This window comes from bacterium (assembly GCA_021372515.1).
GTDB lineage: Bacteria > Gemmatimonadota > Glassbacteria > GWA2-58-10 > GWA2-58-10 > JAJFUG01.
This window is the reverse complement of record JAJFUG010000076.1, coordinates 1-7,240: the sequence shown is the minus strand read 5'-3', so window position 1 is coordinate 7,240 and position 7,240 is coordinate 1. Positions and strand designations below refer to the sequence as shown.

9 protein-coding genes are annotated in these 7,240 nt (G+C 66.5%); all 9 read left to right on the top strand.

Annotated elements, in window-relative coordinates:
* A partial coding sequence (locus tag LLH00_08085; GenBank protein MCE5271229.1) for an HAD family phosphatase occupies positions 1-650 on the top strand: 650 nt, incomplete at its 5' end.
* A gap of 109 nt (positions 651-759) precedes the next feature.
* Positions 760-927: a rubredoxin gene (locus tag LLH00_08080; protein ID MCE5271228.1), complete on the top strand. Its 168-nt coding sequence runs from the start codon at positions 760-762 to the stop codon at positions 925-927.
* A 582-nt stretch (positions 928-1,509) separates the two neighbouring features.
* On the top strand, positions 1,510-2,628 hold the full coding sequence (gene ribD, locus LLH00_08075; GenBank protein ID MCE5271227.1) for a bifunctional diaminohydroxyphosphoribosylaminopyrimidine deaminase/5-amino-6-(5-phosphoribosylamino)uracil reductase RibD: 1,119 nt from the start codon (positions 1,510-1,512) through the stop codon (positions 2,626-2,628).
* Positions 2,629-2,676: 48 nt separating this feature from the next.
* Positions 2,677-3,324 (top strand): riboflavin synthase, encoded by a 648-nt coding sequence (locus LLH00_08070; protein ID MCE5271226.1) that lies wholly within the window; start codon positions 2,677-2,679, stop codon positions 3,322-3,324.
* Positions 3,325-3,361: 37 nt separating this feature from the next.
* Positions 3,362-4,609 (top strand): GTP cyclohydrolase II, encoded by a 1,248-nt coding sequence (ribA, locus tag LLH00_08065; protein ID MCE5271225.1) that lies wholly within the window; start codon positions 3,362-3,364, stop codon positions 4,607-4,609.
* 59 nt (positions 4,610-4,668) lie between these two features.
* Positions 4,669-5,139, top strand: a complete 471-nt coding sequence (gene ribH, locus LLH00_08060; protein ID MCE5271224.1) for a 6,7-dimethyl-8-ribityllumazine synthase — start codon at positions 4,669-4,671, stop codon at positions 5,137-5,139.
* Between the two features lie 90 nt (positions 5,140-5,229).
* Positions 5,230-5,670, top strand: a complete 441-nt coding sequence (gene nusB, locus LLH00_08055) for a transcription antitermination factor NusB (GenBank protein MCE5271223.1) — start codon at positions 5,230-5,232, stop codon at positions 5,668-5,670.
* A gap of 22 nt (positions 5,671-5,692) precedes the next feature.
* Entirely contained in the window at positions 5,693-6,418 is a 726-nt protein-coding gene (locus LLH00_08050; protein ID MCE5271222.1) for a metallophosphatase family protein, read from the top strand.
* Between the two features lie 10 nt (positions 6,419-6,428).
* The coding region (locus LLH00_08045) for a glycosyltransferase family 4 protein (protein MCE5271221.1) at positions 6,429-7,240 on the top strand (812 nt) is incomplete at its 3' end.

Below are 7,240 nucleotides of genomic sequence, written 5' to 3'. Positions count from 1 at the left end.
TGTACGACCTGGACGGTCTGATGGTTGACACCGAGCCCTTGCACCAGCGGGCCTCGGAACTGACACTGGCGAGATACGGCAGAAAATACGAGGAGATACCGGAGCGGGTGCGCAAGTCGGTCTACGGCAAGCGCGCCCCGGATGTGGCCGCCCTTCTGCTGGCCAGCCTGGACCTTCCCGTGACCGCCGAACAGTGGGCCGAGGAGCGCAACTCGGTCTTTCTCGGGCTGATCGAGAGCGGCCTCGATCTGATGCCGGGCCTGGGCGGTTCGCTCGATCTGTTCGAGGCGAGGGGGTTCCGCCGGGCGGTGGTCTCCTCGGGCGACTGCCGCTACGTGCACCGTATTCTGGAGCTGACCGGCCTTAAAGCACGGTTCGAGCGCGTGATCACCGGCGATGATGTCAGCCGGGGCAAGCCCGACCCGCAGTGCTATCTCCTGGGGGCCTCCAGCCTGGGTGTGGCCCCGGAGCGTTGTGTGGTGCTGGAGGATGCCCTGGCCGGGGTGCAGGCCGCCCGGGCCGCCGGGATGAAAGTGATCGGCGTGGCCAACCGGTTCAACCGGCGTTTCGACGGGGCCGACGCGGTGCTCGAGTCGCTGGCGGCGGTGGATGACGAGCTGCTCGCAAGGCTCGCCGTCTCCGGCTCGTGACGGATAAGGCCAGGCCGTGCGGCTTGATTTCCTCTGGAACGATGCTTATTTTCACGCAGTCTGATTTTCGTTTGCAGGATGATCCAACTGCCACCGAAGGAGTCCACTCATGTCCAAGAAATACATCTGCGATGTCTGCGACTGGGTCTACGATCCGGCTGAAGGCGATCCTACTCAGGGTATCGCGCCGGGGACGGCGTTCGAGGACCTGCCGGATGACTGGGTTTGCCCGGCCTGCGGCGTGGGCAAGGAGGAGTTCAGCCCGCTCGAGGACTGATCCCGGCGGCAGCAAGTTGTGTCAATCCCCCGGGCCCAAGTGACCCGGAACGATGATCCGCCGGGCGCGCCGCAAGCTGCGCCCGGCGGTTTTTATGTCTGCCCGGCGCCGTTCCAATGAATACGGCCTTGTATAGTTTGGTATGCAAGTTCGATCCAGGCTGTAGATGCCCAGCGGCGTTTTTTCTCACCCGCGGCCCGCAGGGCCGCCGGGAGGCCGTATGTCCGAGCCTCGGCAGGGCAGCGGAGCAAATGCCGCGCGCACACCGAACGGAGGCAAAACTCCCGCGGTCCGGCGGGCAATCAGCGTCAGCGTCGCCCCGCACCGCAGGCAGCGTGCAAGAGCTGCATGCACACCACAGTCTGGTAACCCCAATTGGCCCGGGCGAGTTTACGGTCCCCCAATGGCTTCTGGTTCTCTTGGCCGTAACCAAGAGAACATATAAAATCTTTCGGGCACGGCGCGCCGTGCCCCTGCGAAAGAAACCGGGCCTGGGAAATGTCAGCAAATAGTCCTGGCCGGTGTGTTTCTTAAGCCGGAACGGCATAGAAGTCTGTCACCATTAATCTCGATTTGATTGATATGAGCCAAACCGAAGAAAAAGCCTGGATGGCGCGCGCCCTGGAGTTGGCAGCGCGCGGCCGCGGCTGGACCTCGCCCAACCCGATGGTGGGCGCGGTGCTGGTGCGCGACGGCGCGGTGGTGGGTGAGGGCTGGCACCACCAGGCCGGGCAGCCCCACGCCGAGGTGCTGGCGCTGCGCCGGGCCGGGCGCCGTGCCCGCGGGGCCACGCTGTACGTGAACCTGGAACCCTGCTCGCACCACGGACGCACTCCGCCCTGCGCCGAGGCCCTTGTCCGGGCCGGTATAGAGCGCGCCGTGGTGGCCATGCGCGACCCCGACCCGCGGGTCAGCGGGCGCGGGATCAACTGGCTGCGCCGCGAGGGGATCGAGGTAAAGGTGGGCATTCTGCGTTCCGAGGCGGGCGAACTGAACGAGGTGTTCCTGCACCGTGTCCGCACCGGCCGTCCGTTTGTGGCGCTCAAGCTGGCGCAGAGCCTGGACGGGGCCATCGCGGCCGGGCCGGGACAGCGCACCGGGATCAGCTCGGCCCTCTCGCGGCGCTACGTCCAGCGCCTGCGCGCCTGGCACGACTGTGTCCTGGTCGGCATCTCCACTGTCCTGGCCGATGACCCGCTGCTCAACGTGCGCGGGGTCTCCGGGGCGCGCCAGCCGTTGCGCGCGGTCCTGGACAGCCGTCTGCGCCTGCCCCTGGAGAGCCGCCTCGTGGCCACGGCCGGCCAGTTCCCGGCAGTCGTGCTCTACGACCCAGCCCTGGCCGACCCACAGCGCGCCGCCGCCCTGGAGGCGCTGGGGGTGGCTGTGATCCCGCTGGAGGGGGCGGGTGACGGGAACCTGCCTCTGGAAGCCGTATTGGACACCCTCGGCGCGCGGGGCGTGACCAGCGTGCTGGTCGAGGGCGGCCGGCGGGTGGCGAGCGCGTTCCTGCTGGCGCGCCTGGTCGAGCGGTTGCACCTGTTCATCGCCCCCTCGCTCTACGGCGAGGGCGGGCCGCTGCACGGGGTGGGACAGATCGCGCCCGAGGGCGGGCGGCTGCCGCTGCGCCTGGCTGACTCCGAGAGCCGCAGGATCGGCCCGGACCTCTATATAACCGGCCGTCTGGAGTATCCGCAGGGATAAATTTTTTGCCTTCCCCGTTGAATCGTATTATCTTATCCTGATCGATCCATGTTTACAGGGATTATCGAGCAGGTGGGCGTCGTGACCGCGGTGCGCCCGCTGGGGGGAGGCCGCACCCTCTCCATCCGGGCCGGCGGCCTGGACGGTGGAATGCACCCCGGCGATTCACTGGCGGTCAACGGGGCCTGTCTGACTGTCACCGCCGTGGGCGATGGAAGTCTGGACGCCGAGGCGGTCTCGGAGACCCTGTCGAAGACCAATCTGGGCGCGCTCGCAGTGGGCGGCCGGGTGAACCTCGAGCGGGCGGTCCCGGCGAGTGGGCGGTTCGACGGTCATTTCGTGCTGGGCCACGTCGATTGCACCACGCGGGTGCTGTCGCTGGAGAAACGCCCGGAGAGCCTGCTCGCCACGTTCGCCCTGCCGGAGGCGGCCCGTCGCTACGTCGTGCCGCGTGGCTCGGTGGCCCTGGATGGGGTGAGCCTCACCGTGGCCCGTCTGGAGCGCGGCTCTTTCACGGTCTCGCTGATCGGGTTCACCCTGAGCGCCACCACCCTGGCCGAACTGGCCCCGGGACGGGTGCTGAACCTGGAGACCGACATTATCGGCAAGTATGTGCTCGGCGCGATGGACAGCGCCGGCGAGGGCCCCGCCGGGGGGCTGACCGAGGATAAACTCCGCGGCTGGGGCTACCGCTGAGCCCGCCGCGGCTATGAGTAGAGAGGACAAGCGAAGAATGATCACGCTGGACAACAGACTTACCCCGATCGAGGATGTGATCGAGCGTATCCGCAAGGGCGGCATGGTGATCCTGGTGGATGACGAGTGCCGGGAGAACGAGGGCGACCTGGTCATGGCCGCCGAGCCGATCACGCCCGAGGCGGTCAATTTCATGGCCATACATGGCCGCGGTTTGATCTGCGTGCCGATGAGCGAGCGGCATGCCGACCAGATGCGGCTCGACCCGATGGTGGGGGTGAACACCTCACTGCTGGGCACCGGGTTCACCGTGAGCGTGGACTACAAGATCGGCACCAGCACCGGGATATCGGCTTTCGACCGCGCGGCCACGATCTGCGCTCTGACCGACCGCGCCGCCCGTCCCGACGAGTTCGCCCGTCCGGGCCACATTTTCCCGCTGCGGGCCAGGGACGGTGGAGTGCTGCGCCGCGCCGGGCACACCGAGGCCACGGTCGACCTGGCCGTGCTGGCCGGGTTCCAGCCGGTGGGCGTGCTCTGCGAGATCATGGACCAGGACGGCAGCATGGCGCGCCTGCCCCGCCTGCTCGAAATCTCCCGCGAGTTCGACATCCCGGTGGCCTCGATCCAGGACCTGATCCGCTACCGCCGCGGCAAGGAGAAAATAATCCGCTGCACGGCCCAGACCGTGCTGCCCACCTCCTACGGTAAGTTCGACCTGTACCTGTACGAGACCACCTACAACGACGAGGCCCACCTGGCCCTGGTCTGCGGCGAGGTGCGCGGCAAGAGCGATGTGCTGGTGCGGGTGCATTCGAGCTGCCTGACCGGCGACACCCTGGCCAGCCTGCGCTGCGATTGCCGCTACCAGCTCCAGACCGCCATGCAGATTATCCAGAAAGAGGGCTCCGGCGTGCTGGTCTACCTGAACCAGGAGGGCCGCGGGATCGGCCTGGCCAACAAGATCAAGGCCTACGCCCTTCAGGACAAGGGCCTGGACACGGTGGACGCCAACATCGAGCTGGGCCTCAAGGCCGATGAGCGCGATTATGGAGTCGGGATACAGATCCTAAAAGACCTCGGCCTGACCAGCGTGCGGCTGATGACCAACAACCCAAAGAAGATCGACGCGTTCATCTACGACGGGTTCGGGCTGAATGTCAGTTGCACCGTGCCCATCGAGCAGGAGCCCAACGAGTACAACCGCTGCTATCTCGAAACCAAGCGGGTGCGCATGGGTCACAGGCTGCACAAGACCCTGAAGACCGACAAAGGCAATCAATGAACCGTTTTCCCGCGCGGCCGCAGATTGAATGAGCGGCGCGGGCCGAAAGGGGAGCGACGATGCCCAGGATATTCGAGGGTAAGCTCGACGGCAAGGGCAAGAAAGTGGCCCTGGTGGTGTCCCGTTTCAACGACCTGGTCACCAGCCGCCTGAGTGCCGGCGCGGTGGACATCCTCACCCGTCACGGCGTGGCGGACCAGGACATCAGTGTGTTCCGCGTGCCGGGTGCGTTCGAGATCGGCGCCCTGTGCCGCAAGCTGGCCCTGGGCCAGAAATTCGATGCCGTGATCGCTCTGGGCGCGGTGATCCGCGGCGAGACGCCGCATTTCGACTATGTGGCCTCCGAAGTGTCGAAGGGCGTGGCCCTGGCGGCTTTCGAGGCCGCGGTGCCAGTGATTTTCGGCGTGGTGACCAGCGACAACCTGGAACAGGCGCTGGAGCGCGCCGGGGCCAAGGCCGGAAACAAGGGCGCCGAGGCGGCCATGGCCGCCTTGGAGATGATGGACCTGTACGGCGGCGGCGCGATCTGATTACATGGAACCGGGGTCCCGAAAAGCCCTCCGCGAGGCGGGCCTGCCGCCCCGGCGGGGCCTTTTCAGCGTGAGATTCCCGGAAGAAGAATGAGAAAACGGACCAAGGGCCGCCTGTGGGCGATTCAGATCGCCTACGGCGCATTGTTGAGCGGAAAACCGACTGAGCGCGCACTGCGTGAATTTTTCACCCAGCGGCGAGTGGGCCCGGAGAACCGGGATTTCACCACCCGTCTGCTGCTGCGCATGACCGAGCACACGGACGAGATCGACGAGCTGTTCATCGGCTGCCTGCAGAACTGGTCGATCCACCGTCTGGCCGTGCTCGACAAGCTGATGCTGCGCCTGGCGATCACCGAGTTCCTGTATATCGGCGATGTCCCCCCGAAAGTAACGATCAACGAATATGTCCAGCTCGCGCACTTCTTCGGCACCGAGGACAGCCCGCGCTTTCTGAACGGAGTTCTGGATGCGGTCTACCGGAGCCTGATCAAGAGCGGCGCACTGCTGGAGGACGAAGAGCCTCAGTGATTTCGGCGCCAGGGGGCCGACTTTGCTCCATGCTATCATCTCCGACATTCACGGCAACCTGCCGGCCCTGAGCGCGGTGCTCGACAGTATCGGGCGCCTGGGGGCGGCTCGGGTGGTCTGTCTGGGGGATGTGGTGGGCTATGGGGCCGAGCCGGCCGAATGCCTGCGCCTGACCCGCGAGAGTTGTTCCAGCGTCATCCTGGGCAACCATGACGCCGCGGTGGCTGGCCGGACCTCGATCGAGTGCTTCAATTCCGCCGCCCGCGCCGCCGTGCTCTGGACCCGTAAGGTCCTGACCGCGGAGGAAATCGCCTGGCTCGCCGCCCTGCCTTACGAGGACTCGCCCGGGGTCTATCGCACCGTGCACGCCACGCCCGATGACCCCGCCGCCTGGAGCTACCTGATGTCGGATGACCATGCCGAGGAGCTGTTCGGATTTTTCAGCGGACCGCTCCTTTTTTTCGGCCATACACATTACCCGATGCTGTTCGAGCAGGCGGATGGGACAGTGGCCTGCCTGGGGGCCGAGGATTACACCCTTCGCCCGGGCGCGCGCTGCATAATCAACCCCGGCAGCGTGGGCCAGCCGCGCGATGGCGACCCGCGGGCCTCGTTCGGCCTGCTGGATGACGGCACGGGACGTTTCACGCTCCAGCGCGTGGAGTACGACATTCCGGCCGCGCAGCACTCGATCTTGGAGGCCGGACTGCCCGCCGTGCTGGCCGAGCGCCTGGCCCGCGGACGCTGAGGGGGACGCGATGGGACGGAACATCCTGCTGGTCAACTGGCGCGACATCCAGCACCCCGAGGCCGGGGGGGCCGAGGTCCACGCCCACGAGATATTCAGCCGCATCGCCGCGGCGGGCCACCGGGTGACTTTCCTCACCTGCGCCTGGCCCGGCTGCGCGCCCGAGGCCGTAATCGACGGGATCGAGGTGCTGCGTCGCGGCAGCAATTTCACTTTCAACTATTCCGTGCCCGGCATTGTACGGCGTGAGCTGGCCGGCCGCGGTTTCGACATCCTGGTCGAGGATGTCAACAAGATACCGTTCCGCAGCCGGTCGTTCTGGCCCGGGCCGCGGCTGATCCTGTTCCACCACCTGTTCGGCGGCTCCATCTTCCGTGAAACTGTTTTTCCGGTGGCCGCCTATGTCTGGCTCTGGGAGAAAATGATCCCCGCGTTCTACCGCGGCGAGCACTGCCAGGCGGTCTCGCAGGACACGGCCGCGGAGCTTGTCGGCCTGGGGTTCGGGCGCGAGCGCATGAAAGTGGTTTACAACGGGATCGACAGCGCGCTCTACACCCCCGCGCCGCCGGGGGACAGCCCGCCGCTGGAGGAATCTTATTGCCTGTACATGGGGCGGATCAAGCGCTACAAGCGTCTGGACCTGGTGCTGGAGGCGTTCGTCCGGGCGCGTGAAGAGGGGCTGGAACGGAATGTCCGTCTGGTGTTCGCCGGGGCCGGGGATGACTACCCGCGCCTGGAGTCCCGCGCCGTGGCCCTCGGGCTGCGGGAAACGGTGATCTTCGAGGGACGGGTGAGCCTGGAGCGCAAGCTGGCCCTGCTGCG